The sequence below is a fragment of the Rheinheimera sp. NSM genome (genome assembly GCF_052380015.1).
Classification (GTDB): domain Bacteria; phylum Pseudomonadota; class Gammaproteobacteria; order Enterobacterales; family Alteromonadaceae; genus Alishewanella.
The window spans coordinates 38,137-61,612 of the sequence record NZ_JBQTCI010000009.1 but is presented as its reverse complement, the minus strand read 5'-3'; the positions used below and the strand labels follow the sequence as shown (position 1 = coordinate 61,612).

At 49.9% G+C, this 23,476-nt stretch carries 22 protein-coding genes and 1 tRNA gene; 10 read left to right on the top strand and 13 right to left on the bottom strand.

What is annotated here, in order from left to right:
• Window positions 1–141 precede the first annotated feature (141 nt).
• Window positions 142–534: a c-type cytochrome gene (locus ACTZWV_RS18810; RefSeq protein WP_305556880.1), complete on the bottom strand. Its 393-nt coding sequence runs from the start codon at window positions 532–534 to the stop codon at window positions 142–144.
• A 514-nt stretch (window positions 535–1,048) separates the two neighbouring features.
• Here ACTZWV_RS18810 and polA point away from each other — a divergent pair.
• Window positions 1,049–3,835: a DNA polymerase I gene (gene polA / locus ACTZWV_RS18805; RefSeq protein ID WP_444788026.1), complete on the top strand. Its 2,787-nt coding sequence runs from the start codon at window positions 1,049–1,051 to the stop codon at window positions 3,833–3,835.
• A 582-nt stretch (window positions 3,836–4,417) separates the two neighbouring features.
• Here the strand turns inward: polA and yihA are convergent.
• Window positions 4,418–5,044, bottom strand: a complete 627-nt coding sequence (gene yihA / locus ACTZWV_RS18800) for a ribosome biogenesis GTP-binding protein YihA/YsxC (protein WP_444788025.1) — start codon at window positions 5,042–5,044, stop codon at window positions 4,418–4,420.
• Between the two features lie 181 nt (window positions 5,045–5,225).
• Between yihA and ACTZWV_RS18795 the strand changes: the two genes are divergently transcribed.
• The 4 genes from ACTZWV_RS18795 (at window position 5,226) to ACTZWV_RS18780 (ending at window position 8,165) form a co-directional block, all read left to right on the top strand.
• Entirely contained in the window at window positions 5,226–5,852 is a 627-nt protein-coding gene (locus tag ACTZWV_RS18795; RefSeq protein ID WP_444788024.1) for a c-type cytochrome, read from the top strand.
• Window positions 5,853–6,547: 695 nt separating this feature from the next.
• Window positions 6,548–7,102, top strand: a complete 555-nt coding sequence (locus tag ACTZWV_RS18790) for a class I SAM-dependent methyltransferase (protein WP_444788023.1) — start codon at window positions 6,548–6,550, stop codon at window positions 7,100–7,102.
• Window positions 7,103–7,155: 53 nt separating this feature from the next.
• A complete protein-coding gene (yihI, locus tag ACTZWV_RS18785; protein ID WP_444788022.1) occupies window positions 7,156–7,707 on the top strand; it encodes a Der GTPase-activating protein YihI in 552 nt (183 codons plus the stop codon).
• Window positions 7,708–7,709: 2 nt separating this feature from the next.
• Window positions 7,710–8,165 carry a DUF2489 domain-containing protein gene (locus tag ACTZWV_RS18780; protein ID WP_444788021.1) on the top strand — a complete coding sequence of 152 codons (456 nt, stop codon included), beginning with the start codon at window positions 7,710–7,712 and terminating at the stop codon, window positions 8,163–8,165.
• Window positions 8,166–8,183: 18 nt separating this feature from the next.
• Here ACTZWV_RS18780 and ACTZWV_RS18775 read toward each other — a convergent pair whose 3' ends face one another.
• The 3 genes from ACTZWV_RS18775 to ACTZWV_RS18765 form a co-directional block, all read right to left on the bottom strand.
• Complete coding sequence (locus tag ACTZWV_RS18775; protein WP_444788020.1) at window positions 8,184–9,467, bottom strand: amidohydrolase family protein; 1,284 nt, start codon at window positions 9,465–9,467, stop codon at window positions 8,184–8,186.
• Window positions 9,468–9,592: 125 nt separating this feature from the next.
• Window positions 9,593–10,135 (bottom strand): DUF1285 domain-containing protein, encoded by a 543-nt coding sequence (locus ACTZWV_RS18770; protein ID WP_444788019.1) that lies wholly within the window; start codon window positions 10,133–10,135, stop codon window positions 9,593–9,595.
• Between the two features lie 124 nt (window positions 10,136–10,259).
• Window positions 10,260–10,335: transfer RNA gene (locus tag ACTZWV_RS18765), tRNA-His, on the bottom strand.
• Between the two features lie 161 nt (window positions 10,336–10,496).
• Between ACTZWV_RS18765 and ACTZWV_RS18760 the strand changes: the two genes are divergently transcribed.
• From ACTZWV_RS18760 to ACTZWV_RS18750, 3 genes are all read left to right on the top strand, one after another.
• A complete protein-coding gene (locus ACTZWV_RS18760) occupies window positions 10,497–11,321 on the top strand; it encodes a mechanosensitive ion channel family protein (RefSeq protein ID WP_444788018.1) in 825 nt (274 codons plus the stop codon).
• 2 nt (window positions 11,322–11,323) lie between these two features.
• Window positions 11,324–12,067: a DUF481 domain-containing protein gene (locus ACTZWV_RS18755; protein WP_444788017.1), complete on the top strand. Its 744-nt coding sequence runs from the start codon at window positions 11,324–11,326 to the stop codon at window positions 12,065–12,067.
• A gap of 128 nt (window positions 12,068–12,195) precedes the next feature.
• Complete coding sequence (locus ACTZWV_RS18750) at window positions 12,196–13,194, top strand: PAS domain S-box protein (RefSeq protein ID WP_444788016.1); 999 nt, start codon at window positions 12,196–12,198, stop codon at window positions 13,192–13,194.
• Here ACTZWV_RS18750 and sbcC read toward each other — a convergent pair.
• The 4 genes from sbcC to ACTZWV_RS18730 form a co-directional block, all read right to left on the bottom strand.
• Window positions 13,187–16,171 carry an exonuclease subunit SbcC gene (gene sbcC / locus ACTZWV_RS18745; RefSeq protein WP_444788015.1) on the bottom strand — a complete coding sequence of 995 codons (2,985 nt, stop codon included), beginning with the start codon at window positions 16,169–16,171 and terminating at the stop codon, window positions 13,187–13,189. The genes ACTZWV_RS18750 and sbcC overlap by 8 nt on opposite strands.
• Entirely contained in the window at window positions 16,168–17,385 is a 1,218-nt protein-coding gene (sbcD, locus tag ACTZWV_RS18740) for an exonuclease subunit SbcD (protein WP_444788014.1), read from the bottom strand. Before sbcD ends, sbcC begins: the two co-directional genes overlap by 4 nt.
• A gap of 129 nt (window positions 17,386–17,514) precedes the next feature.
• Window positions 17,515–18,063: a BON domain-containing protein gene (locus ACTZWV_RS18735; RefSeq protein WP_444788013.1), complete on the bottom strand. Its 549-nt coding sequence runs from the start codon at window positions 18,061–18,063 to the stop codon at window positions 17,515–17,517.
• 119 nt (window positions 18,064–18,182) lie between these two features.
• Entirely contained in the window at window positions 18,183–18,668 is a 486-nt protein-coding gene (locus tag ACTZWV_RS18730) for a hypothetical protein (RefSeq protein WP_444788012.1), read from the bottom strand.
• Window positions 18,669–18,973: 305 nt separating this feature from the next.
• On the opposite strand from ACTZWV_RS18730, the gene ACTZWV_RS18725 reads away from it, so the two are divergent.
• Window positions 18,974–20,320 carry a sigma-54 interaction domain-containing protein gene (locus ACTZWV_RS18725; RefSeq protein WP_444788011.1) on the top strand — a complete coding sequence of 449 codons (1,347 nt, stop codon included), beginning with the start codon at window positions 18,974–18,976 and terminating at the stop codon, window positions 20,318–20,320.
• Window positions 20,321–20,377: 57 nt separating this feature from the next.
• Here the strand turns inward: ACTZWV_RS18725 and ACTZWV_RS18720 are convergent, their stop codons facing one another.
• The 4 genes from ACTZWV_RS18720 to hslR all read right to left on the bottom strand — a co-directional run bounded on the left by ACTZWV_RS18720 (window position 20,378) and on the right by hslR (window position 22,276).
• Window positions 20,378–20,572: a hypothetical protein gene (locus tag ACTZWV_RS18720; RefSeq protein WP_444788010.1), complete on the bottom strand. Its 195-nt coding sequence runs from the start codon at window positions 20,570–20,572 to the stop codon at window positions 20,378–20,380.
• A 24-nt stretch (window positions 20,573–20,596) separates the two neighbouring features.
• A complete protein-coding gene (locus ACTZWV_RS18715) occupies window positions 20,597–20,773 on the bottom strand; it encodes a DUF1328 domain-containing protein (protein ID WP_444788009.1) in 177 nt (58 codons plus the stop codon).
• A gap of 231 nt (window positions 20,774–21,004) precedes the next feature.
• The gene (gene hslO, locus ACTZWV_RS18710) at window positions 21,005–21,853 is read right to left on the bottom strand and encodes an Hsp33 family molecular chaperone HslO (RefSeq protein WP_444788008.1); all 849 of its coding nucleotides are present in this window, start codon (window positions 21,851–21,853) and stop codon (window positions 21,005–21,007) included.
• Window positions 21,854–21,862: 9 nt separating this feature from the next.
• The gene (gene hslR, locus ACTZWV_RS18705) at window positions 21,863–22,276 is read right to left on the bottom strand and encodes a ribosome-associated heat shock protein Hsp15 (RefSeq protein WP_444788007.1); all 414 of its coding nucleotides are present in this window, start codon (window positions 22,274–22,276) and stop codon (window positions 21,863–21,865) included.
• 245 nt (window positions 22,277–22,521) lie between these two features.
• Between hslR and gspC the strand changes: the two genes are divergently transcribed.
• Window positions 22,522–23,469 (top strand): type II secretion system protein GspC, encoded by a 948-nt coding sequence (gspC, locus tag ACTZWV_RS18700; protein ID WP_444788006.1) that lies wholly within the window; start codon window positions 22,522–22,524, stop codon window positions 23,467–23,469.
• Window positions 23,470–23,476: the final 7 nt, after the last annotated feature.

Sequence of the window (23,476 nt, the reverse complement as noted above, 5' to 3'; positions counted from 1 at the left end):
CATTATGCACAAAGTTTAACCACATGGAAGAGCTGGCCGGCCACTATCATGCATTCTGCTTAGGCAAAATTATTTTATTCAGGGACAAAAAAGCCTAAGGCTGCGATTCCGCAGCCTTAGGCTTTATATAAGCTATAACGATTATACGCCGTCGGTCATAAATTTAATGGCCGCAGCAATTTCATCATCTGAGCAATCAGCACAGGTACCGCGGGCCGGCATATTGCGAATACCTTCGATGGCATGTTTAAGCATGGTATCAAAACCTTGGTCAATACGGCTTTTCCAAGCTGCATCACCTTTTTTCGGCGCATCCAAAGCACCGGTACCATGACAGGCAAAACAGGCTGTCTGATAAACCTTTTCACCACTACGCGGGCCGGAAGCGGCTTCTGAAGCAACCACAGCACCTGCTACATATACCTGACCAACCGGAGCCAGACGTTTAGCTAACGCTTCCTTATCTGCTTCTGCACTGGCATGAATGCCAAAAGTTGTTAACAGCAAGGCGAAAGCGATAGTTATTTTTTTCATCTTCTGGGTTCCTGTCGTAAAGTCCGCACAAAGTTTGCGCCATTATAGCCTTCAAGCCACAGTAAGGGGAAGCCCCGAACGAAAGTGAGTATGTCGTGGCTACAACAGGCGTCGTTACTACATATACTTTTCGCTTAGGTTGATGGTTTTTTTTAAAGCAAAATTATTTAACGGTTTCGCTTTGAATCTGGCGGCAATATGATAGTCTACTTGACCGGTGTGTTGGAGCAACCTGTGTTTTAACCACCAACAGGAAAGCAGCGCTAAGCGTTTTCCACAAAACAAAAGTATAAAAATAATAATATGGGCACTGTAGTACACCCCTATTTTTTAAATTAAAAACAATGACTTAAGCATTAACTAAACCGACTCCCCTTTCAGGAAGCCGGCATTTTCGCTTGGGTTTTGCACAAAGTTATCCACAGGTTTAACGCTAATACTGAACTGCGCTGTTACTGGCAGCCAACACAGCACTGTGGCATGCTATAGCTTTATTTCTGCAGGACAAACATTCATGGTTACCATCTCCGGCACGCCGCTGATCCTGGTTGACGGCTCTTCGTATTTATTCCGCGCTTATCATTCCCCACCGCATTTAACCAATTCACGTGGTGAAGCCACCGGTGCTGTTTATGGTGTAGTTAACATGCTGAAAAGTTTGTTGCGCCAGTATCAGCCAACGCAAATGGCAGTGGTGTTCGATGCCAAAGGGCCAACTTTTCGTAACGAGATGTACAGCGACTACAAAGCCAACCGCCCGCCCATGCCGGACGACCTGCGCAGCCAAATTGAACCGCTGCACCGTATTATTCAAGCCATGGGATTACCTTTACTTTGCATCAGTGGCGTAGAAGCAGACGATGTGATTGGTACTTTAGCGCGCCAGGCCAGCCGTGAGGGCCGGCATACGCTGATCTCTACCGGTGATAAAGATATGGCGCAACTGGTAGATGAACATGTCACGCTGATTAATACCATGACCAATACCTTGCTTGACCCGCAAGGCGTAACAGAGAAATTTGGTGTTGGCCCGGAGCTGATTATCGATTATCTGGCGCTGATGGGTGACAAAGTCGATAACATCCCGGGCTTACCGGGTGTTGGGGAGAAAACTGCGGCAGCGCTGTTGCAGGGCTTAGGTTCCATTGAACAGATATACCAGCAGTTAGACAAAGTGCCGGCACTGAGCTTTCGCGGTGCCAAAACCATGGTTACCAAGCTGGAGGAATTTCGCGACCAGTTGCAACTGTCTTATCAGTTGGCCACCATAAAAACAGATGTGGAGTTGCCGTATCAGTTAACTGATCTGATGATTAAAGGCGCCGACAATACACAGCTGGCCGAACTGTATAAAGAGTGTGAATTCCGCCGCTGGCTGGCCGAAGTATTGGGCAATGAACCCTCTGCCGCTAAAGCAAAACCCCAAGCCGCACAGGCGGATATGTTCACCGCCGCTGACGACACCGACAGCACCTCAGCAAACAACCCGGCGGCCCACTACCTCACCGTATTGGACGAGGCCGCCTTTAGTGCCATGCTGCAGCAATTGCACAGCTGCGAGCTGGTGGCCTTTGATACCGAAACCACCAGCCTGGATTATATGCAGGCCGAACTGGTGGGCTTATCGGTAGCCACTGCCGCCGGCAGCGCCTGGTATGTACCGGTAGCGCATGATTATGTCGGTGCGCCGGAGCAACTCAAGCGCGACTGGGTATTGGCGCAGCTTAAACCCTGGCTGGAAGATGACAACAAAGCCAAAGTCGGGCAGAACCTGAAGTACGACCAAAGCGTGCTGGCCCGTTACAACATTGATCTCAAAGGCGTGCGTTTTGATACCATGCTGGAGTCTTACGTGCTCAATTCCGTGGCCTCGCGCCATGATATGGACAGCCTGGCACTGAAGTATTTAGGCCGTAAAACCATCAGTTTTGAAGACATTGCCGGCAAAGGCGCCAAACAGCTGACCTTTAACCAGATAGAACTGGAAAAGGCGGCGCAATACGCCGCAGAAGATGCCGACATTACGTTGCAATTGCACCAAACACTGTGGCCACAGTTGCAGCAACACAGTGGCCTGGCGAGCGTATTGCAGGATATAGAACTGCCGCTGGTCGATATTTTATCGCGCATTGAACGTTACGGCGTGTTGATAGACAGCAAGTTGCTGGCCAAACAAAGTGAACAACTCGCCAATCGCATTGCCGAGCTGGAGCAGCAGGCTTATGCACAAGCCGGTAAGCCGTTTAATCTGGCATCGCCCAAGCAATTGCAGGAAATTTTATTTGAACAAATGGGCCTGCCGGTACTGAAGAAAACCCCGGGCGGGACGCCTTCTACAGCCGAAGAAGTATTAGCTGAACTGGCATTAGAGTATGAATTTCCCAAACTGATTACTGAGCACCGTGGCTTAAGTAAGCTAAAATCCACTTACACCGACAAACTGCCGAAAATGCAACATCCGGCCACCGGCAGAGTGCATACCTCTTACCACCAGGCGGTAGCCGCCACCGGACGCTTAAGTTCTACCGATCCCAATCTGCAGAATATTCCTATTCGTACTGAAGAAGGCCGCCGTATTCGCCAGGCTTTTATTGCGCCGCCCGGCAAAAAGATCGTTGCGGTGGATTATTCACAGATTGAGCTGCGCATTATGGCGCACCTGTCACAGGATAAAGCCCTGCTGGATGCCTTTGCACATGGCCGCGATATTCACCGCGCCACGGCTGCCGAAGTGTTTGGTGTTAGCCTGGAGCAGGTCACAGCCGAGCAGCGCCGCAGCGCCAAAGCGGTAAACTTCGGCTTGATCTACGGTATGTCGGCTTTTGGTTTGGCAAAACAGCTCGGGGTTAGCCGCAATGAAGCCCAGCAGTATGTCGACCGCTATTTTGAACGTTTTCCGGGTGTACTGGATTATATGGAACGCACCCGTAAACAAGCGCATGAGCAGGGCTATGTGGAAACCCTGTTTGGCCGGCGCTTATACCTGCCGGAAATTAATGCGCAAAATATGATGCGGCGTAAAGGCGCAGAACGTGCCGCTATTAACGCCCCTATGCAAGGTACAGCCGCTGACATTATTAAAAAGGCCATGATAGTGGTAGACAACTGGCTGCAACAGCAGGCTAACCCACCAGCCAGTATGATTATGCAGGTGCACGATGAGCTGGTGTTTGAAGTTGATGCTGACAAAGTAGACGCAGTAAAACAGCAACTGGTAGCGCTGATGGCAACCGCCGCCAAACTGGATGTGCCACTGTTAGCAGAGGCCGGCGCCGGCGATAATTGGGACCAGGCACATTAACACGGAACTTAATTCTGCTGCTGCAGTCTGACTTTACAGTTAAGTTTCTCTCTCCTGTCACACTTTAATGCCCCGTTATTTAGCGGGGCTTTTTTTATGTCTGCGGCCGGCATAAAAGGTAATTAAATTACCAAAAATAGTAATACGAACAAATAAAAACCACTTTTTGTAGTTTTATTACAGAAAAAACTTGCAATCCTGCGCCGACAGATTAAAATTTCAAACGTAGGGTACAGAGGTAAGATGTTCTATCTTTCAGGCCAGCGCTGTTGCGCTACAGCTAATGAAAGTAGGCTTATTTAGCCGCCCCACTGCTTGCAGTGGGGCGTTTTTTTTGCCTGAAAAAGCAGCGGATTCAAAGGGTTCAGGCCACACAGCAGCGGGGCGGCAAATGTTGTGCAGCAACATAAAGCGTAGCAAACTGAAAATTTCTTAGATTTTTTAGAGCAAATACTTCAAACAACAAAAATTTGCTGTATAATGGCCTTGTCTTAGCGATAAGACACCCTGTTGATTTGAAATTATAGCTTCTCCCCGTTTGCTATGGCCGACACCCCCCGGGTGTCGGTTTTTTTATGCCTGTTATTCGGCCGGTGCGCTGTCTTCGGCCCCGTACCAGCTGTCCAGCACTTGCTCTAACTCCGGCAACCCCAGCTTGTTCAGTGAACTGAAAGCATGCACAGTAATATCGCCCATAAACGCCAGGCTAGCCTCACGCACTTCCATTAAGGTTTTCTTACGGGCTCCGGAAGCCAGTTTGTCCGCTTTAGTCAGCAAGATCAGCACAGACAATTTGCTGTCAACCGCCCACTGAATTAAATCCTGATCTAAATCTTTCAACGGATGGCGGATATCCATTAACACCACTAAACCTTTTAAGCTGTCACGTTTTGTCAGATATTCCGCCAGTGACTTTTGCCACTTCTCTTTTACCGCCAACGGCACCTTGGCAAAGCCATAGCCGGGTAAATCGATCAGCCGGCGTTGTGCATCCAAACTAAAGGTATTAATCAGTTGGGTACGGCCCGGTGTTTTACTGGTACGGGCTAAACTATTTTGCCGCGTCAACGTATTTAAAGCGCTGGACTTACCGGCATTGGAGCGGCCGGCGAAAGCAACTTCAATACCTGCGTCTGCCGGTAATGCCTTGATATCGGGCGCGCTGGTTAAAAATGTGGCGCTTTGATAATTAATTTTTGACTTGTACACTGCCTTCTCCGGCGAATAATTTGACGTCATTGTAGCGGATCTGAGGGATCGGCAGAAGCTTTTGCACGCTGTATGGGATTTTACTTTGGGCAGTTTCGTGTAAAATAGGCATAAAAATTAGGGTTATTACACTTGGTTGCCAGTATGCTGGCGGTTTAATGCGGACAGAGACGGATAAAAAATGAAAAAAATTCTACTTCCACTGACACTGTTATGCGGTCTAATCGGAACAGCCCAGGCGTTTGACGGTGATGCCGAAGCAGGCAAAGCAAAATCAGCAGTATGTGCCGCTTGCCACAGTGCAGACGGTAACAGTGCGGTGGATATGTATCCTAAAATCGCCGGCCAACATGCTCCTTACCTGTATAAGCAGCTGCGTGACTATAAACTGGGTATGGAAACCGCGGGTAAGCAAGGCCGTAACAACAGCATTATGTTTGGTATGGTTGCGGCGCTGTCAGACCAGGACATGAAAGATTTAGCAGCTTACTTTGCCTCGCAAAAAATGAAATCAGGCACTACGCCGGAAAATGTTATTGCCCGTGGTGAGCAACTATACCGCGGTGGTGATGCCGATCGCGGTATTGCGGCTTGTATCGCTTGCCATGGTCCACGCGGCGCGGGTACCGGCTTAGGTGGTTTCCCGAAAATTTCTTTCCAAAATGCAACGTATCTGAAAACCACCTTACTGGAATTCCGCGGTGGCCAACGTGCCAATGACCTGAACGGCATGATGCAGGATATTGCTAAAAAGCTGACCGATGACGACATAGAAGTGTTGTCACAATATCTGGGTGGTTTACATTAAACTCCGCTGATTATGGCTTTAATCGCAAAAAAACCGGCATTCATCGCCGGTTTTTTTGTTCAGCGCAGTCTGTTTTTGTGAGATATATCTCACAAATCCTGTGAGACAATCGCCGGCATTACATTTTTATTGAACTTTTTTCATACAGCATGCTATTTATAACCAGTTGAAATTATTTAGTAAAAATACTTAACGCTGCTGAAAAACGTTTTTTTTTCCAGCAATGTATTGCCATCTGAGCAGATCAGAGTAAATTGTTCAGCAGTTACACTTTGTAACGAATTAAAACAGGGACTAGCCGCAGGGAAGTAATAGTACCAGTACGCAAGTGCGCGGTGCCTTAGTTTTAGTCACATCAGGACGATGTGCTGCGTGATTTCACGCTCAGGGATGATTACGAAAGTATCAGGAAGATCGTAAAGAATAAAATAGATTGCCAGGAAGGCACTATAACACACGGAATAAGAACAGACAGGGCGTTGAAGCAACATCAGGAAGATGACAGCGAATGAGAGAAGTGTCCACTTGACACAAATATATCCGGGGCGATAAGACATCTTATCGCCCTTTTTCTTTTAGTCAGTTTAGCCTCCTACACTATGCCAAATACCCGTTGCCCACTTTGTCACGCCCACAGCATTCAACCTTTTCATCAGGACAGCCGCCGTTGCTATTTTCAGTGCGCAAGGTGCCAATTGGTATTTGCTGATCGCACAAGCCTGTTGTCTGATGCTGAAGAGTTGGCGCAGTATCAATTGCACGAAAATAACCTTGAAGACCCGGGTTACCGGCAATTTTTACAGCGCCTGGCAGCACCGTTGTTGCGCAGTCTACCGGCAACCGGATTGTCGGGGCTGGATTTTGGTTGTGGCCCCGGGCCTTTACTGGCGCAGATGCTGCGTGAAGCCGGCCAGCATATGGCAGTATGGGACCCATACTTTGCCGCTGATGCCGCCGTACTGCAGCAGCACTACGACTTTATCAGCTGCAGCGAGGCCATAGAGCATTTTGTTAATCCGGCACAGGAGTGGGCGCTGTGGCTGACGTTGCTAAAACCCGCTGGCACTTTGGCTATTATGACCAAGCGCTATACCACTGCCGCTGCCTTTAGCGGCTGGCACTACAAACTGGACCCGACCCATGTCAGTTTTTTCTCGGCAGACACCTTTGCCTACCTGGCAAAGCGGGACGGTTTTACGCTAAATATCGCTGATAACGATGTAGTGATACTGCAACGCCGAAAGCATTAGTGTTTCGGCGCAAAACTGGTTAAAATGTGCGCCCTTTTTTACAGGTAACAAACATGACTCGTCAGAAAAAAACCCGCTCCGCCGGCCCGAATGGTTTACGCCATTTGTCAGCGGAAGATGCCCGCAAAACCCGCGAGCCCAAAGAGGAAACCAAGAAAAAGGGATCCGGCCTGAAATCAGGTAACCGCAATAACGTTGCGGCGATAAAAGCTGAGGTCGTAAAACAGTCCGGCAAGAAAGATAAACGTATTGGCAGCAAAACGCCCATTTCATTAACGCCGGTAGCGGAAAAACCGCAACAACCGCAGGTGCTGCTGCAGCCCAAAGCCAGTTTAGCCAAGGCCAAAGCCGCTGAGTTGACACCGGAGCAGGAACTGGCGCTGATAGAGAACGACAGTTATCTGCAACAATTATTGGAGCGGGTGGAAAACAACGAGATCCTGACCGGTAAGGATGCAAAGTATTTTAATGCTAAGACAGCAAGGCTGGAGCAGCTAATGGACGCATTGGGCTTGGGCGATGATACTGACGACAGCAATATTGATCCGCTGGCAGCATTTGAGAGTAAAGATTGGCGCAAAGATTTATTAGGTGACGAGGACTGATATTGAGCAATACAACGCTGACGTTATTGATACTGGCAGCAGTTATCGTGGCTGCGCTGGCATTTTATGCCGGCCGTTTGTTGTGGCAGCTACAGCAACAGACTACGCAGCAACAACAGAAGAAAGCAGAGAAAGAGCAGTATTTACGCGACAGTATCGTGCTTATTTGTAAAGCTATGCTGGAGCAGCAATGTGAATTGTCGGAAGGTGCGCTGCGGTTATGGGTATTGCTTGATCATCTGGTACCGGAGCATAAACCGGATCCGGTGCAAAGCTATCCCGGGCTGCACCGGATGTATCAGGTGGTGAAAGATATGCCCACCCACAAAGCACGTAAACAGCAGCACAAAGACCTGACGCGACAACAGGATGACGTCAGGTTGCAAGCAGAGCAAGACTTAAAAGATTTTATCCTCGCCGATACTGCGGCCTTATTGGCCCGCTTCCGGCCGGAATAGCCGGCCGGTTGTAACGTATTACTGCCGGTATATTTGGCCGGCTTTCATGACAAAACTCACTTCGCCCATCCGGGTAATATCTTGCAGCGGATCGCCCTGCACAGCAATGATATCGGCAATCTTGCCGACTTTAATACTACCCAACTCATCTGCAATACCTAACAAGCGGGCCCCTTCAATGGTTGCGCTGTGAATAGCTTCCAGTGCCGGCATGCCGGCTTCTGTCATATAGACAAACTCGCGCCAGTTGTTGCCATGCTCAAATACCCCGGCATCAGTACCAAACGCAATCTTTACCCCGGCTTTATAGGCATCAGCAAAGGTTTGCTGAATTTTACCGCCAATAGTTGCCGCCTTTGGCCTGACTAATTCCGGAAAAAAGCCGGCAATAGCGGCTTTTTCTTCTGCCCATTTGCCGGCGCTGATGGTGGGCACAAAGTAGGTACCCTGTTTGCGCATCAGCGCCATGGTGCTTTTATCCATATAGGTGCCGTGCTCAATAGAGTCGACACCGGCTTTTATCGCCCGTTCCATGCCTTCTTTACCATGCGCATGCACAGCGACTTTCATACCATAATCTTTGGCGGTACTGACAATAGCGGCCAGTTCTTCATCGGTAAACTGTGGATTGCTGCCGCTTTTCGCCACACTGAGCACACCACCGGTAGCAGTGATCTTGATCAGATCAGAGCCTTCTTTATAGCGTTGGCGCACGGCTTTGCGGGCGTCATCTGCGCCATTAATCACACCTTGTTTTGGCCCGGGATCCGCCATTAGCGCAAAGGCAATGCCGTTGGTTGGATCGGCATGTCCGCCTGTGGTGGCAATAGACTTACCGGCGGCAAAAATACGCGGGCCGTCAATATAGCCTTTAGCAATGGCTTTTTTCAGCGCCGTACTAATTTGATGGTTATCGCCCAGCTCACGCACTGTGGTAAAACCGGCCAGCAGGGTTTTTTCTGCAAAGGTGGCGCCGCGCAGGGCGTAATCAGCTTCATTCATGGTAAAACCTTCGGAATATACTGTTGGGCTAAACTGGGTATAAAAGTGCGTATGCATATCCATCAGGCCAGGCATAACAGTATGACTGCGCAAGTCAATCAGCCTGTCTTCTGCTGTCACCGGCCGGAACCCGGGCTCCAGCGCGGTAATTTTATCTTGCTCTATCACTATTGTTTGATTGCTCAGCACCTTGCCATCTTCTGCGGTAATCAGCTTACCGGCGTGGATCAGGGTGGCAGCATGGCTGAGTGAGCTGGCAAACAGGGTACCAAGCAGCAGTGCAACGGGCGTTTTTTTCATTATATTGTGGCCTTCTTACAGTGTGGGTAATTAAGCAGTGATAACAGAGCTGCGTTATACAACAAGCGACTTGAGACAAAGTGCCGGTTTTTGCCGACCATCAGGTAAGCCGGTGCTTTATCTGCTCAGGCTATAGCGAAGCTGTATGGATAGCCGCCACTTTTCAACTGATAATGCTGCCGGCCATTACAAAAAACCGTGCTGGTTTGTTCTGCCAGTTGATAATAAACATTACGGCTAAGTTTGGCCTGTAAGCCGCGCCACAGTTGCAGGTACGGTAGCCATTGCTGCTGCGGATCCTGCCGTAGCAATAAGGGGTTAGCCGGACTCACAACCAGTTGTTGTTGTAAGTTAGTACTAAGCAGTAGTGCTCTGCCGCTGTCTGTCGGCTGCCAGTGCCAATCGGTTATCAGCAGTGGTGCATCAGCCACACTAATGCGCACTTTCTCCACCGGGGTTTGTAAAAAATACTGCTGGTTTTGATACAACAACACCGAGGCAAATAACTTCACCAGTGCCGGCCGTTGGATCAGGCTGTCTTGATAATACCAGCGCCCTTCTGCATCGATATGAATGGCGATATCACCGCAAAACGGCGGCTGCCAGCTCTCTACCGGCGGCATGTTGGTTTGCTGTAACTGTTGCTGCAACGAGGTGAGATCAATCATGGCGCTATCCACAGGTTAAGCAAGTGGTACCAGCTTAGCAAAGTTGCAGCATGGATGGCATAAGCGCGGCAAAATGCCGACTAAATATTGGGCTAAGTGTGGCTATAAACGCAGAGTAAAGAATTGGGGTGACTGATGGGGCTCGAACCCACGACAACCGGAATCACAATCCGGGGCTCTACCAACTGAGCTACAATCACCGCCGAGTTGCATATTTTATCCGGTTTTTCCGCCACGACCAAGTTTTTTTCCCCGATTTACCAGGTTAATAATTTGTGCCGGTTTTTACGCCTGGCCCACTGTTTTCTATGCTATTATTTCGGCTGTTTGCCTGCTTCAGGCCAGATAGAAGGACGATACTATGGATGAAATCAACAAGTTATTTCAGGAAAATCACGAAGTACTGCTCGGGTACCTGCTGCAAATAGTTGCCGCCATTGTTATTTTTTATATTGGTCGCTGGATAGCCAAAGGAGTAAGGCGTTTTCTCGAAAGATCGCTGTTATCCCGTAAAGTTGATAAAGCCGTAGTGTCTTTTGTTGGCAGTATTGTTTACGTTATTATTTTTATTGCTACTGCGCTTATGGCGTTGTCGCAAATTGGCGTGCAAACCACCTCGTTTATTGCCATCCTGGGTGCTGCCGGTCTGGCTGTAGGTTTGGCATTACAGGGCTCGTTAGCCAACTTTGCTTCAGGTATTTTAATCATTTTGTTCCGGCCGTTTAAATCCGGTGATTTTATTGACGCCGGCGGCATTACCGGTACTGTAGATAAAATTGAAATTTTTCAAACCATTATGAAAACACCGGATAATAAGCTGGTGATAGTACCCAATGCGCAAATTACCGGCAGTGCTATTACCAACTACTCTGCAGAGCCAATCCGCCGTGTTGATTTGCTAATCGGCATCAGTTACGACGCCGACTTACGTAAAGCCAAACAAATTCTTACCGACATTATTAAGCAAGACAGCCGGGTATTGGCAGAGCCGGCACCGGTTATTGCTGTAGCCGCACTGGCCGATTCCTCCGTTAATATTCATCTGCGGCCCTGGGTTAACTCTGCTGACTACTGGGGCGTGTACTGGGATACCTTAGAGAAAGTAAAACTGACGTTTGATGAGCAGGGTATCGGTATTCCGTTTCCGCAAATGGATGTACATATTAAGCAAGACAAGCAGGAGTAAGCATGAAGTATTCTTTAGTGGCAGCCGCCCTGGTTGCCGGCAGTTTTTCTGCCATCGCGGATGACAGCAGTGACAAAGTATGGACCACCTCAGCTGAGCTGGGTGCCATTACTACCTCAGGTAACACCGTGGGCACCTCCATCACCGGTAAAATTGATGCCAAACAGGAACTGCAGCAGTGGAGTAACCAGTATATTTTCAGTGCCTTCTTTAAAGAAGATGAGAAAACCGATGATGATAGCGGCGAAAAAGTCACCGAACGCTCGGCTGAGCGTTACCTGATTTCCGGCAAAGCCGCCTATAAACTGGACAATGAGTTTGACAAGTTGTTTGTGTTTGGTTCTTACACCGATGATAAATTTGGTGCTTACCTGAAGTACACCACAGTAGCGGTAGGTTATGGCACACGGATATATAACACTGAAGATAAATCGCTGGATGTCGAGATCGGTCCGGGTTATTTCAGTGGTGAACGCTCTACCGGCGAAACGGAAAACGGCATGATAGTGCGTGGCGCGGCTGCGTTTAAGTGGGCCATCAGCGAATCGGCCAGCTTTGGCCAGACGTTAAGCGTAGAATACGGTGAAGATAACACCCGTACCATCGCTGAAACTTCATTGCTGGCAAAAATTAACGGTTCTCTGCAAATGAAAGCGGCCTTTTTGGTGCAGAACGACTCTGATGTGCCGGCAGACAAAAAGAAAACCGACACCCAAACCTCGTTAACGCTGGTGTACTCCTTCTAAGCTAAGGGCCCGCGCAATGCGGGCCCTTTACTATCAACCGCTTGATATTCTGCCATTTTGCCTTGCCACCCGCATAATTACGCTATGCTTGCTGTAGCAGATATATTATTGGGTACTAAGCGGGTGCAATGATAACAACCAGACAAAAGCTGTCCTCATCTCTGTTGCAACGGCCATGGTTTGGCGCCGCAGTCTACCTGGTTTTCGGTATCCTGTGGATCAGCAGCAGTGACCGGCTGCTGGCGTTAATGATCAGCGATACCGCCACGCTGACCCGGTACCAGAGCTACAAGGGTTATTTTTACGTCAGCCTGACAGCGGCCTTGGCGTGGTTTCTGCTAAGCCAAAAACAACATTATGCCAATTCATTGCGGGTATCAGAGCGGGCGTTAAGGGATACCTTCGACTACGCCGCTACCGGCATTGCTCATGTGTCTTTACAAGGTAAATTATTGCAGGTGAACCGTGCCTTTTGCCAGATGCTGGGCTTTAGCTACACAGAGTTGACACAGCTGACATTTCAGCAGCTCACGCATCCACTGGACTTAGACAAAGACCTGCAGGCTTTGCAGCCACTCATTGACGGCAAGGCAGACGAATATACGCTGGAGAAACGGTATTTGCGCAAAGATGGTACAACGCTATGGGCCAGATTGTCGGTTGCCATTGTCCGCTGTGCTGACAGCGCTTATTTTATCTCGGTGATCCACGATATCAGCCAACAACGTGCTATCCGGCAACAATTGGCTGAGGATGAACTACGGTTTCGTACCTTACTCGACAATGCACCACAAATTGCCATCCAGGGCTATAACGCTGACGGTACAACCCTATACTGGAACAAAGCCAGCGAAGTTGTTTACGGCTACAGTAAAGAAGAAGCTATCGGCCGTAATTTACTCGACCTGATTATTCCGCCATCAATGCACAAGGCCGTTGGCACTGCCATGGCACAAATGGCCTCCAGCGGCGTAGCCGTGCCGCCGGAAGAGCTGCTGTTACAGCGCAAAGACGGCAGCATGGTCGCCGTGCTTTCCGGCCATGTCGTGATAAAACTGTCGGACGGCGAGCCGCAAATATACTGTATCGATGTGGCTCTGACCGGACGCCAACAGCACGTTAGCTGACGATGCGGATTTGGCTGTAACCCAGGCCCTGTTGTTTTTCTACTCTGATTTGCAGCGGTATCCGCTCTTTTAATGCTTCTACATGGCTGATGATACCGATCATTTTACCGCTGGCATGCAGGTTATCCAATGCATTGAGCGCACTGTCCAGCGTATCGGCGTCCAGAGTACCGAAACCTTCGTCCAAAAACAGCGAGTCAATACGGGTTTTGTTGCTGACTAAATCTGACAGCGCCAGTGCTAAGGCCAAACTGACCAGGAAACTCTCACCGCCGGACAAGGTTTTGGTGTCCCGCTGGCTATCGGCCTGCCAGGTGTCCAGTACCACCAGTTCCAGCTCAGCCTCGCTGTGGCGGGCTAACTGATAGCGGTTGTGCAGCAGTGCCAACTGGCGGTTGGCTAACACAATCAGCTGCTGCAACGTTAAACCCTGGGCAAAGCGGCGGTATTTGGCGCCATCGGCCGAGCCAATCAAGCTGTTTAGCCGCTGCCAGTGTTCATACTGCTGTTGTTGAGCCGCAATCTGTTGCAACAGCTGTTGCTGTGCATCACGCCGCTCGCCATCACTGCTCAGTTGCTGTTGCAACCGGCCTTGCTGCTCCGTCAACTGCTGCACCTGCTGCTCTTGTTGCTGTAGCGCTGCACTGAGTTCTGCAGAAACTAACGTGGTTAACTGCTGCTGCGCCAGCAACCGCCGGCGCTGCTGCCGGTCTGCCAGCAACCGCCCGGCTGAAGCCTCAGCCTGCTGCAGACTTTGCTGCAGTTGCTGCAAACCGGCAAGCTCGGTATCACTAAGCAGCGCCGCTTTAAAATCGGCTTCGCTGGCAAAATTACTCTCAGCCAGCGCTTGCTGCCATTGCCGCTCTGCCTGGTGTAACTGCGGTGCCAATTGTTGCTGCTGGCGTTGCAGCACCTGCTGTTGCCCCTGCCATTGCTGCACTTGTTGCTGTAACTGCTGTAACGCGGCCGTTAGCTCAGCAAGCGTTGTGCGCGGCGCAGGCGCCACAGGTTCCGGCAGTTGCATCGCCTGCCACTGCTGCTGCCAATCGCTGTATTGGCTGTTCAGCTCTGCTTGTTGCTCGTCTAAGCGTTGGCTTTGCTGTTGCCCCAGTTGCAAACGGTGTTGCAGTGCAACCTGCTGCCGCTCTGTGTCCTGCACTTGTTGTTTTACCTGCAGCAGCTGCTGTTGTGTTTGTTCCAGCTGATGAAGTTTCTGCCCGGCGTTATCGAGTTCTGTCGCCAAAGTCTGCAACGACTCTGCAACGCTGTCTGCTGTGCTACCAGGCGCTGCGCGTTCAATGTCTGTATGCAGTGCGGCCAAATCCGCACTAAGCTGCGTTATTTGCTGCTGCACTTGCCGTATCTCTGCCTGCAACGCGGCGTCTGTTTTGTTTAACTGATCGCCGCGCAACCGTGTTTGCTCCAGCTCTGCCTCCCGCGCCTGTAACTCCTGTTCTGTCGTGCTGCTACTAAGCTGCTGATAAGCACTCACTGCCGGGTGTTCAGTGGCACCGCACAGCGGGCAGGGTTGCTGTGGCTGCAAGCGATCACGGTGCGCAGACAACTGCATGATCAGTTGTTGCTGCTGCAGTAACTGCTTTTTGTCGCGGATCTGCTCTTGTAATACCTGATACTGCCGGCGCAATGCCGCCAGCTCTGTTTGCACCGGCTGTAGTGCCTGCTCTGCGTTAGTGAGCTGCTGCTTTAACACCCCGGATTGTTGCTGCCATTTATGCTGTTGTTGCAACTGCTGTTGTACCTGCTGCAGGCGGTATTGCTGCTCACGCCGTTGTTGCTGTTGCTGGCGCAACAGATCAAAGGCTACACCATCTAATTGCGTCGCCAGTTGTAGCGCCGCAGCGTTGAGCTCGCTCTGTTGTGCTGTTGACACTGTCTGTTGCTGCACATCTTGTTGCTGCTGAGTTTGTAACTGCTGCAACTGCTGCCGGTTAGCCTGCAGCAGCTGTTTTAATGACTGTGTACCCTGCCACAGCATATCTGCTTGCTGCCTGGTTGCCTGTGACAGCTGTGTTGTCAGGCTTTGCTGTTCCTGCCGCCACTGCTGCTCTTGCTGTTGCAATGCTTGCATGGCGCTGTATAGCGGCGCCAGCTTACTGGCCGGCAGGTGAGCATGTAATCTGGTTAGTTGCGGTTGATGTGCAGCAGAATCGGCGACTGCTTGTTGCAGTTCCTGCTCTGCGCGCTGTAGCTCCTGCTCTGCACTGCTGAGCTGTTCGCGCCATTGCAGCAACTTGCGCTGCTCTGCCACGGCCTGCTGCTGTTGCATTAGTGCAGCTTTTAGCCCTGCCAGCTCTGCCGCTAACGCTTGTTGCTGTTCCTCGCTAAGCAGCTCTACCGCACCGGCTCTGGCCTGCAGCAACTCCAATTGGCTTTTTTGCTCACGGCAGTCAATAAACACCTGCTGTGAAATACGGCCGTATATATCAGTGCCGGTTAATTCTTCCAGCAATTCAGCACGTTCGTTGGCATCGGCATTTAAAAATGCCGCAAAGCCGCCCTGCGCCAGCAGCATCGATTTAGTGAAGCGGCCAAAATCCAGCCCGGTGATGTCGGTAACCAGCCGCAGTTTATCGCTGGTTTTTTCAGCCAGAATAGTGCCATCCAGCCTGGCCAGCTCGGTTTTTGCTGCTTGCAGGTTGCCGTCACTGTGGCCTCTGGCACGGCGCTGGCTCCAAAATGCCCGATAACCAACCCCTGCCACTTCAAATTCTACTTCAGCCAAACACTCACTGGTATGGCGGGTCATCAGCTCATTGCTGGTAGGCGAGGTTTTCAGCCGTGGCGTCTGGTGATATAACGCCAGACAAATCGCATCCAGGATGGTGGTTTTACCGGCACCGGTTGGGCCGGTAATGGCAAAAATGCTGCTTTGGTTAAACGGCGGTTGGCGAAAGTCGATAAGCCATTCGCCGCGCAGTGAGTTCAGGTTTTGCAGCCGTACCGACAGAATTTTCACTGCGCCTCCTGCACCTTTTCCAGCACCTGCTGATGCAGGCTGGTTAGCTGTTGCTGTTGTTCCGCACTCAGCGATTCTGTCTCCAGCCTGGCTTGCCATACCTCTGTCGCCGACAGTTCGGCCAGGCTTTGCTGTGCGGTTACCGTTAAACCGGCCGCCTGATTAGTGCGCTGCCGGCGCAAGCGCAGCAGTTCTACCGGCAAGTCTTGTAGTAACTGCTCTACCCTTTGTTGTAAGTCAGAAAGATAGGCATCGGTTTCTGCTATAACCAGCTCTAACCACAGGGTTTCCCCTGCCGGCAGCGCACTGACAGCCTGTTGCACTTTAGCCGGCACCCCGGCGAGATCAGTTTTAATACTGCACAAGGCTTGAAAACACGGCACGGCCAGGCTGGTCACGGTTTTGTTACCGCCAGCAAACTCCAGCAGCCACAGCTGCTTTTGCTGGCCGGCTTCATCAAAACTCAATGCTATAGGCGAGCCGCTGTAACGGATATCGCTGGCGGCATTTAACTGCTGGCGCTGATGAATATGCCCCAGCGCAATATAGTCTGCAGCCGGAAAGGCATCAGCGGGGAAGGCCTCCAGGGTGCCGATATAAATATCACGTACCGACTCAGACCGGCTTACGCCTAAGGTGGTGAGATGACCGGTCATAATGATTGGCAGTTGCAAGTGGTGTTGCCTGTTGTACTGCTGTGCCAGCGCATACAGCTGCTGATAATGCTCTGCTATGGCCTGTTGCAGACTCTGCTGTTTATCAGCGGCACTTTGTCCGCCAAGGCTTTGCAACAGATCGCGGGCGCGTAAAAACGGTACCGCGCACAACAGTGCCGCCGGTTGTTGTTGCTGATCCTTTAACAACACCAGTTGCTCTGACAATTCAGCACTGCTGCCGGCAAACACCCGCGTATTAAGATACTGCAGCAAATTTTTACTTTCGTTCAGCACCGCAGCGGCATCGTGGTTGCCAGCTAAGATCACCAACTGGCAGCGGCTGCTTTGCAAGGCACCGATAAAGCGGTTGTATAGCTCGCGGGCGTAGCTGGGTGGAGTGGCGGTATCAAAAATATCACCGGCAACAATAATGGCGTCTATTTGCAATTCGGTAACCTGCGCTACCAGCCAGTGCAAAAATGCCTGATGCTCTGCCGCCCGGCTACGGCCGATAAAATGCTGGCCCAAATGCCAGTCTGAAGTGTGCAAAATACGCATAATAGAAAACCACTGAAATCAGTGGCCAGAGCATACCGGATAGTACCGCAGACAGCAAAACGCCGATCCGGCGGTTAAGCGCAGATCGGCGGTTAATTTACTCAGCGGTGATTACTGCGCAACTTCTGCTTACTGTGCAACTTGCAGTTTGTCTATCACCCGGCTGACATCAGCGGTATTTTTCGCTATCGCCACGGCTAAATCTTTCTCGGCAGCAGAATCAACTTCACCCTGCAGCGTTACCACACCGTTCTCAGCATCAACATCAATAGCGGTGCCGCTGACTTCTGATTCAAACAACAAGCGGGTTTTTACCACAGTCGCAATTTTTGCGTCTTTTAAGCCGCTGTTATCTTTATCACCGGCTTTGTTGCCTTTGTTGCCGGATGCCACCACGGTCAGTTGATTATCCACCCCGGTGACACCGTCCAGGTTTTCAATCAGCTCTTCCGCCAGTGCTTTATCAACTTCATTTTCCACTTTACCGGTTAGCGTTACCGCACCGTTTTTCACGTCGGTATTAATATCAAACGAATTTAAGTTGCCGTTTAACAACAGCGTAGTTTCAGCTTTACCGTCAATCCACGCATCTTTAGCGCCGTCTTTCCAGTCGTTGGCAGCAACTGCTGTTGTGGTTAATGCCAAAGCCATCATCATTGTTAAAGTTGTACGTTTCATGTTGTCGCTCCTTTGTAGTGAGACGATAAAGCTAATGCCAGTTTAATGCCAGAAATTAACCATATGTTTTTAAACAAAATTATTTATTCGTTCATTTAGTGTTAACTTTTTATTTGTATTTATTGCCCATTTGGCGGTAAAACTTTCAGGAGTGGCTGCAACTGGTCGCTGCTTATTTGCAGCTCAGCTGCTAACTGCGCCAGCACCACTCTGGCTTCGTTGTTGTGCAGTAAAGTGGCAAGCTGCCTCAATACACGCAGTTGTTGCTGTAGCAGGCCGGCAAGTTCTGTCAGTATAGGCTGCTGCAACGACGGCTCAGATAAGGCAGTGGCTTGATGTAAATACCAAAACTGTACCGCAGCCAATTCACTGTTGTACTCCGGCACCGTTAACGCCTCGCAATCTGCCGCCGGTAAACGTTGCGCCGCTTTGCAATGCATTTTAGCCAGTTGCAGAAATTTATAGCGTAAATTGCTATTGTTAATCTGCGCCGCCGCCTCGCGGAAAAATTGCTGTGCTTCAATGCATACTGAATATGCGGCATGCAGCATACGGGCTTCTGCTACACTAAGTTGGTCTGTTGGCACTGAGCTTGGATATCCCATGATGTTTGTCCTTATGCTTATAACTGCCAAAGTTCATATTCAATTCATATACCAAAGTGTAATATTTTGATTTAACACAGCATTTTTTGCTTGCTTGGCTTTCAGGCCGCAACAACCGGTAACTTCTACCCATTGATATTGTTAAATTTACAGTACTGATACAGCAGTATTCCACTAAACTGGCGCGGAGTGATTTTTGTACCGACATTGAGTAGTTTCTGTATTTTAATGACCGTCTCTGTATTGATTTTGAGTACGATAACGCTGCTGAGCCAGAGTCAAACATCACAACTGAGAGCAGATAAATGACACAACCACGGTTATTTTTGCATGTACAGGACACTGAACTGGCAACACAGTTGCTGCAATCCGCTGCTGTACGCCGCTTCGTAGTGGTAAGAAGCAGCGATACCGCGCCCTGGTCAGAGCAACTGATACAACAGCCCTGCGACCTGGCGTTTATTCAGGCAGATCAACATAGTGAAGTTGACTATCAGCGCTTAACCGCCAGCAAGCTGTTGGCTGAAATTGATTTTATTCTGGTCAGTGACGGCCATCCGGATCCGGTGCTGGATAAACTGATGCGCGGCGGCGCCGGTTATCACTTTCGCCGGCCGCTGGACATAGCTTGTATTCTTGACACCTTGCAGGACTTTTATCAGCAACTAAGCGACAAACAACAGCCGGCCTGTGCCAATGCCAGCGCCTTAGATCAATTTGGTTTACTGGTCGGCTCGTCGCGCGCTATGTTAAAGCTGTACCGTACTTTACGTAAAGTTGCCGTTACAGAGGCCAACGTACTGATTGCCGGTGAGAGCGGAGCCGGGAAAGAGCTGGTTGCTAATACCCTGCATTTAGCCAGTCACCGTGCTGAGCAACCTTTTGTTGCGATTAATTGCGGCGCGCTGAGTCCGGAGTTAGTTGACAGCGAACTGTTTGGCCATACCAAAGGGGCTTTTACCGGTGCGCTGCGCGACCACCAGGGCGTGTTTGCGCAAGCTGAAGGCGGCACGCTGTTTTTGGATGAAGTAACCGAAATGCAGCCGGAGCAGCAGGTTAAATTATTACGGGTACTGGAAAGTGGTGAGTACCGGCCGGTGGGCAGTGACAAAGTGCAGCAGGCTAATGTGCGTATAGTGGCGGCGACTAACCGTGATCCGCAACAGGCTATTGCTGAGGGCGTACTGCGGGAGGATTTATATTTCCGCTTAGCACAGTTTCCGGTGCAGGTACCGCCACTACGGGATCGCGGTGATGATATCTGTGGTTTGGCGCTGCATTTTCTGGCTTATCGCAATGCTCAGGAACAGCAGCAAAAACAGCTGGCAGCAGACACCCTGGCGTTAATTGCCAGCCACAATTGGCCGGGCAATGTGCGCGAATTAAAACATGCCATCGAGCGCGCTTATATTCTCGCCGATACCCTAATCCAACCGGAACATTTGCTACTGGACAGCCCAACGGACAACGATATGGACCAATGTCTGGCCGAAGTACCGTGCGGTTTGCCGCTGGAAGAGTTGGAAAAAGCGGCGATTTTAAATACGCTGGAACAAAACGCCGGTAATAAAACCGACACGGCGCGGCAATTAGGTATCAGCGTAAAAACACTGTACAACAAGCTGGATAAATATCAGCAAACCGAGCCGTGAACAGCGGCAGCTAACAGCAGGCAGCAGGCAGCAGCATACTATGCTGCTGCCTTAGTCTTAACAGTCTTTATCTTCAGCGTCAGCTTTGTCTTTCACATCTTCACACAAATCTTCGACCTTATTACCGGCATCGGTAACGACTTCATCAATTTTTTCACCGGCATCTTCGGCATCATTGTCACCACAGGCGACTACAGAAAACGTCATTACCGTTACCAGCAGCAGGCGAAATAATAAATTACTCAATGTCATACTTAGTCCTCTTCAACAGAAAAATTACAGCTTGGGCGATTTACCGCGTAATGCGTTGACCAGCAAAGAAATAACCAGCAGCACGATAAAGATAAAAAAGATTACCTTGGCTATACCGGCAGCCGCACCGGCAATGCCACCAAAGCCCAGTACAGCGGCGATAAGTGCAATAATTAAAAATGTTAATGCCCAACCCAACATAGTTTGCTCCTTAGTGCGCTATGGCACAGATATGTAAAAAACTACGCCTGTACTACTGCCAAAGCCGTGCCAGAATTGTATTAATTGATAAGATGTTGAATATAAATAGATTTATGTTGCAGCTGTAACGTAAGGATGGCTGGTAGCCAGCAGATGAAGTGAAACAGTTACCTGTTTACAGGTAACTGTTTCACACTAAAAGGGTTCTTGGCGAAAACGCTCAGCAAGCTGTTACAGCTGCTGTAATAAAGCAGTTAAGTCAGCACTGTCAAACTGATAGGTGGTATTGCAGTATTCACAACTGATATCCAGCTTACCCTCGGCAATGTGCTCATTAATCACCTCGGTACCCAGGCTGATAATAGCTGCACTGCATTTCTCGCGTGAACAACCACAGACAAAACTGACGCCCTGCGGCGTAAACAACTCCACTTCTTCCTGATGAAACAACCGGTAGAGCAACTGTTCGGCCGGCAAATTAAAGATCTCATCTTGGGTAAGGGTGTCACTCAGCATCACCAAATCAGCAAAATCGGCTTTGGCTTTGTGTTGCTCTACCGGCAATACCTGCAGCATAAAGCCGGCAGCACGGTTTTGTTGCTGCTGAATGTCGGTATACAAATATAACCTGGTGGGTAATTGCTCTGATTGAGCAAAGTAGGCTTCCAGTGTACTGGTTAAACTATCCCCGGTGAGCGGAATAATACCCTGATAACGCTCGCCCTGTTTCGGCGTAATAGTTACCAGCATATAGCCTTCGCCAATCAAACTGCGGAAACTGTCACCCTGCAGCTCAGACTGCATCCGTACTACACCGCGAAACTGTTGCTGATCTGTGCCGTTTACCGCCGCAAAGCGCACCGGGCCGTCGCCCTGCACCTGCACAGCAATATCACCGTCAAATTTCAACGTCGCCGTTAACAAGCTGGTGGCTGCGACTAATTCTGCCAGCAACTGCTTTACCGGCTGTGGATAATCGTGCTGCAGTAACATCTGATCCAAGCTGGCAGACAGCTGCACCAATTCGCCGCGCACATGCTTTTGCTGAAATATAAAACGATATAACTTATCTGAGTCCATGCTGCTCTCTTACTGCTGCGATTTTAATAAAAGTAACTTACGCCGCTCTTTTTTGTCAGGTTTAGTGTCCGGATGCGGTGCAAACAGGCTGTTGGTTTTGCGCAGCTCGGCGCGTGCAGCGCGTTGCGCTATGCTGTCTGCGGTCTCTTCATACAAGGCCTGCGCCAAAGGTGCTGCCAGCCGCTTGTCAGATAAACCCAGTACCAACACCACCTTTTCGTCTACCCCCTGGCTGATACGTATTGTCGCGCCGGGTTCAACGGTTCTGCTGGCTTTGCAGCGCTGACCATTATAATGTACTTTACCGCCGTCGATCATCTCTTTAGCCAAACTACGGGTTTTATAGAAGCGACAGGCCCACAGCCATTTATCTAACCGTAATGCGGGGACTTCAGACTGATCTGATAGTTTTGCTGGTGCCATAATTTACACTGTGTTGCTGAACTAAGTTCGCCATTATAGTGCCAAACTGGCTGTTTTGGCGGTACTAACACGAAAAACACCGTTAATATGTTGTAAATATGCAGCAGCGGCTTGTTGGTTACAGCACAACCGGGTAAGATAAATTTGGTTTTTAACGTAGAATTCCGTTTTATAAATTCAGAGATTCTTTTGCCGGACAACAGAATTTCGTTTACTGACATCGTTTACAGATATAGAAGTGCGCAATGAAGCCGTTAGCAGACACACAGCAAATAGTGACGCGACTACAACAAATACCACTGCATCGGGTACAGCTGATACTGAACCTGATCTTAGTGTTGCTATTGGCATGGCTGCTTGCGCGGTTAAGTTGGCAACTGGTGCCCCCCCCCACTGCCACACCTTTGCCACTGTCCGGCACCAATGCCGGTGTGGAACCGCAACGTGGCGCTGTTAACTTAACTTCGCTGCTGAGTTTCTCTTTGTTTGGCAAGGCCTCCGCGCAAGCCAGCACAGAACCGGTACCGGTGGTCGCTGAAGCGCCGAAGACCCAATTGAATGTCAAACTGACCGGTTTAGTCGCTATGACGGCCAACCCGGGCCAGGGCAGTGCCATTATTGAAAGCCGCGGCGCCGAGGCAACCTATGCCGTTGACGACACCATAGAGGGCACCAATGCGGTGTTAAAGCAGGTGTTAGTTGACAGAGTCTTATTGCAACAAGCCGGCCGCTATGAAACCCTGATGCTCGATGGCATTGAATACACTAAAATTGCCCGGGCAAATGCCGGTTTAGGCCGTGCTGATGAGCAAGGCATAGAAGAAAACATGGATATGGCCCCGGTGCCGGAGCCAATGGAGATGGCACCGATGCAAGCTAACGAAACTTTAGAGTTGCACCGCGATGAACTGATTGCTGAGCCAATGAAGTTTTTTGACTATATCCGTGTTACACCACACCGGCCGAACGGTCAGTTGGCCGGCTATCGGCTGATGCCGGGTAAAGATCCGGCTTTGTTTACCCAGCTTGGCTTACAAGCCAATGACCTGGCAATAGAAATTAACGGTATTCAGCTAAATGATATGCAGCAGGCAATGAGCGTAATTAACGAGTTACGCGACGCCAAAGAAGCGGCAATTAAAATAGAACGCGATGGTGAGATCAGAGATATTCTGGTGAACCTGTCACAATAATTATTAA

Bases quoted from the DNA above. Each gene is read 5' to 3' on its own strand.
- ACTZWV_RS18810 (WP_305556880.1), bottom strand. From the start codon at position 534: ATGAAAAAAATAACTATCGCTTTCGCCTTGCTGTTAACAACTTTTGGC.
- polA (WP_444788026.1), top strand. From the start codon at position 1,049: ATGGTTACCATCTCCGGCACGCCGCTGATCCTGGTTGACGGCTCTTCG.
- ACTZWV_RS18795 (WP_444788024.1), top strand. From the start codon at position 5,226: ATGAAAAAAATTCTACTTCCACTGACACTGTTATGCGGTCTAATCGGA.
- yihI (WP_444788022.1), top strand. From the start codon at position 7,156: ATGACTCGTCAGAAAAAAACCCGCTCCGCCGGCCCGAATGGTTTACGC.
- ACTZWV_RS18775 (WP_444788020.1), bottom strand. From the start codon at position 9,467: ATGAAAAAAACGCCCGTTGCACTGCTGCTTGGTACCCTGTTTGCCAGC.
- ACTZWV_RS18770 (WP_444788019.1), bottom strand. From the start codon at position 10,135: ATGATTGATCTCACCTCGTTGCAGCAACAGTTACAGCAAACCAACATG.
- ACTZWV_RS18760 (WP_444788018.1), top strand. From the start codon at position 10,497: ATGGATGAAATCAACAAGTTATTTCAGGAAAATCACGAAGTACTGCTC.
- ACTZWV_RS18755 (WP_444788017.1), top strand. From the start codon at position 11,324: ATGAAGTATTCTTTAGTGGCAGCCGCCCTGGTTGCCGGCAGTTTTTCT.
- ACTZWV_RS18750 (WP_444788016.1), top strand. From the start codon at position 12,196: ATGATAACAACCAGACAAAAGCTGTCCTCATCTCTGTTGCAACGGCCA.
- sbcD (WP_444788014.1), bottom strand. From the start codon at position 17,385: ATGCGTATTTTGCACACTTCAGACTGGCATTTGGGCCAGCATTTTATC.
- ACTZWV_RS18735 (WP_444788013.1), bottom strand. From the start codon at position 18,063: ATGAAACGTACAACTTTAACAATGATGATGGCTTTGGCATTAACCACA.
- ACTZWV_RS18730 (WP_444788012.1), bottom strand. From the start codon at position 18,668: ATGGGATATCCAAGCTCAGTGCCAACAGACCAACTTAGTGTAGCAGAA.
- ACTZWV_RS18725 (WP_444788011.1), top strand. From the start codon at position 18,974: ATGACACAACCACGGTTATTTTTGCATGTACAGGACACTGAACTGGCA.
- ACTZWV_RS18720 (WP_444788010.1), bottom strand. From the start codon at position 20,572: ATGACATTGAGTAATTTATTATTTCGCCTGCTGCTGGTAACGGTAATG.
- ACTZWV_RS18715 (WP_444788009.1), bottom strand. From the start codon at position 20,773: ATGTTGGGTTGGGCATTAACATTTTTAATTATTGCACTTATCGCCGCT.
- hslO (WP_444788008.1), bottom strand. From the start codon at position 21,853: ATGGACTCAGATAAGTTATATCGTTTTATATTTCAGCAAAAGCATGTG.
- hslR (WP_444788007.1), bottom strand. From the start codon at position 22,276: ATGGCACCAGCAAAACTATCAGATCAGTCTGAAGTCCCCGCATTACGG.
- gspC (WP_444788006.1), top strand. From the start codon at position 22,522: ATGAAGCCGTTAGCAGACACACAGCAAATAGTGACGCGACTACAACAA.